This window comes from Yersinia aldovae ATCC 35236, from assembly GCF_000173735.1.
Classification (GTDB): domain Bacteria; phylum Pseudomonadota; class Gammaproteobacteria; order Enterobacterales; family Enterobacteriaceae; genus Yersinia; species Yersinia aldovae.
The window spans coordinates 1-1957 of sequence record NZ_ACCB01000088.1 but is presented as its reverse complement, the minus strand read 5'-3'; the positions used below and the strand labels follow the sequence as shown (position 1 = coordinate 1957).

Sequence of the window (1957 nt, the reverse complement as noted above, 5' to 3'; positions counted from 1 at the left end):
ATTGGCATTGTCGGTGTCGCGGCTCAGGTCTTCGACATTCTGCTGTTGTTTATCGGTGTCACGAATAGTGATGCTGCCCTCAGATACCGCTGCCTGCGTGGTACCTTCCGCGTGCCCATCATTGCCCAGACCCGACAGCACCACGCCGCCCAGATTGCTCAGCAGGTCAGACCCCACCGGGCCACCGCTGCTCAGGCTACCGCCTTGATGTTCCGCTTTAAAATCGGCTTTATTTTCAATGTCACTGAAGCCGAGCGTGCCGGTATCCAGACTGTTTTTACTCTGGTCCGCAGTGCTGGCAATCACCGCGCCATCAAGCTGAGTATGCTCGCCGACGGTGATATCAAAGCCGCCAGCGCCTGCGAAGATGCCGGTTTGTTCCTGCACTGAGTCATAATTGCTGTGCAGGTTATACCGTGGGTTACATCCGCGACTGGCAGACCCACGAACCCGCACCGACCATCACGCTTAAAGGTTACTGGCTGGAAGATGCGGGGTTTACAACCGGTACACCACTGAAGATCCGCGTAATGCCCGGTTGCCTGGTACTCACCGCTCAGGAATCGTTGCCTGTACCGCCGCCAGAGCCGGAGATCATGCAGACGCTGAAGAAGGTCACTAAACTTTCAGGCCGTAAGCAGCGGCAGATCCTTGAGTTTATTGAGGTGATCACGGCTAAACGACCGCCGGTGGGGAAGTGGATTTGACGGCTAAGTGACAGATAAAAAGATCCCAACCGCAAGGGTTGGGATCTTTTTGCTTAACGTAACCAGAATGGCGATTCGTTAGGACCTAATGTATCGTATTGTTCTAACGGACGATTTTTATCTTCAATGTAATACGGTACGTCGGTTACGGCGATTTTAAGGGGTTGGTAAATGCCCCAACTTTTATAAAAAAGTTCCGCAGATTCAATACACGTCTCTATCCCTGATAAATATTCTAAATACTTATCCTCACCAGAAGACAGCTTTACTTTCAGTTCTTTAACTATTAGAGCTAACGCCCCTAACTGCTCGAGTTTTATATATTTTTATAAAGTCGGTTTGATAATTCGCTGTCTCCATACCGCTCCATTTTTTCACTAAAAAACTTACAAAAAATCAATCATTTCTGAGGTGTCACCCAATTCTACAAGTGAGCTTCCTCCCATAAATCCAACATGTTTCATACTCGTTACCTCTTAAACTGGATATCTGTGGGCTTAATTATTCCATTGGACTTTTGAACGATGCCTCTAATAATAGAATCTTCTTGGATCGCAGAAATTGTTTGCCCACGAACATCGATTACAACCTCCTGACGCATTCCAGCAGGCAGATTTGCCTGCCGATCAATAGCTTGTTTTGAAATGTTATTTATCAGGCCATTGCTATTTGTCGTAATGTTATAATTCTTCACCTCAACACTACAAACATTCCCCTGACACCAGTCAGGACGAACGCTGCCTTTAGTGCCATAAGGCACTTCTTTTCCATCTTTAAACGTAACTTGCTCACGCCAACCATCTCCGAGGCCTTCACCTACATCTATCTCAGACTGTCTATGACTTGGACGAGTTGCAGCAGTTAGTTCATCACTGGCCTGATTGATCAGCCGGGATGCCTCACCAATATCACCTTTCTTCAGCGCGGTTTCTGCTGCCTTAAGCGCTTTGCCAGCCGCATCGCCCAGACCAGGCACCAGGCCGACAACCGCAGCCAGATAGCCTATAGCTGAATCAGCTTCCGCAAAGCTCTTGATATCGCCAACAACCGGCACAAAATCAGCACCAAACGATGTTGTACCTTTCAGCGCTTCCCTGCGTTCATCGTACATTTTGGCTGAGCAGGTTTCTGCACTCAGCCCGCCACAGTTTTCTTTCTTATAACGCTCGTTCTCCGCCTCAACGTACTCAGCGGCCTTTTGCTCCAGCGTCTTGCCTTCCGATTGTGCCTGCGCAATGTCACTCAGCGCA

Annotated in this window: 1 protein-coding gene and 2 pseudogenes; 1 reads left to right on the top strand and 2 read right to left on the bottom strand. The window is 48.7% G+C overall.

Annotated features, from left to right (window positions below):
* Positions 1-411: pseudogene (locus YALDO0001_RS19270) on the bottom strand (hypothetical protein); the annotation flags it as partial.
* A 5-nt stretch (positions 412-416) separates the two neighbouring features.
* On the opposite strand from YALDO0001_RS19270, the gene YALDO0001_RS19265 reads away from it, so the two are divergent.
* Entirely contained in the window at positions 417-707 is a 291-nt protein-coding gene (locus tag YALDO0001_RS19265) for a SymE family type I addiction module toxin (RefSeq protein ID WP_004705626.1), read from the top strand.
* A 469-nt stretch (positions 708-1176) separates the two neighbouring features.
* Here YALDO0001_RS19265 and YALDO0001_RS19780 read toward each other — a convergent pair.
* A pseudogene (locus tag YALDO0001_RS19780) lies at positions 1177-1957 on the bottom strand (DUF637 domain-containing protein); the annotation flags it as partial.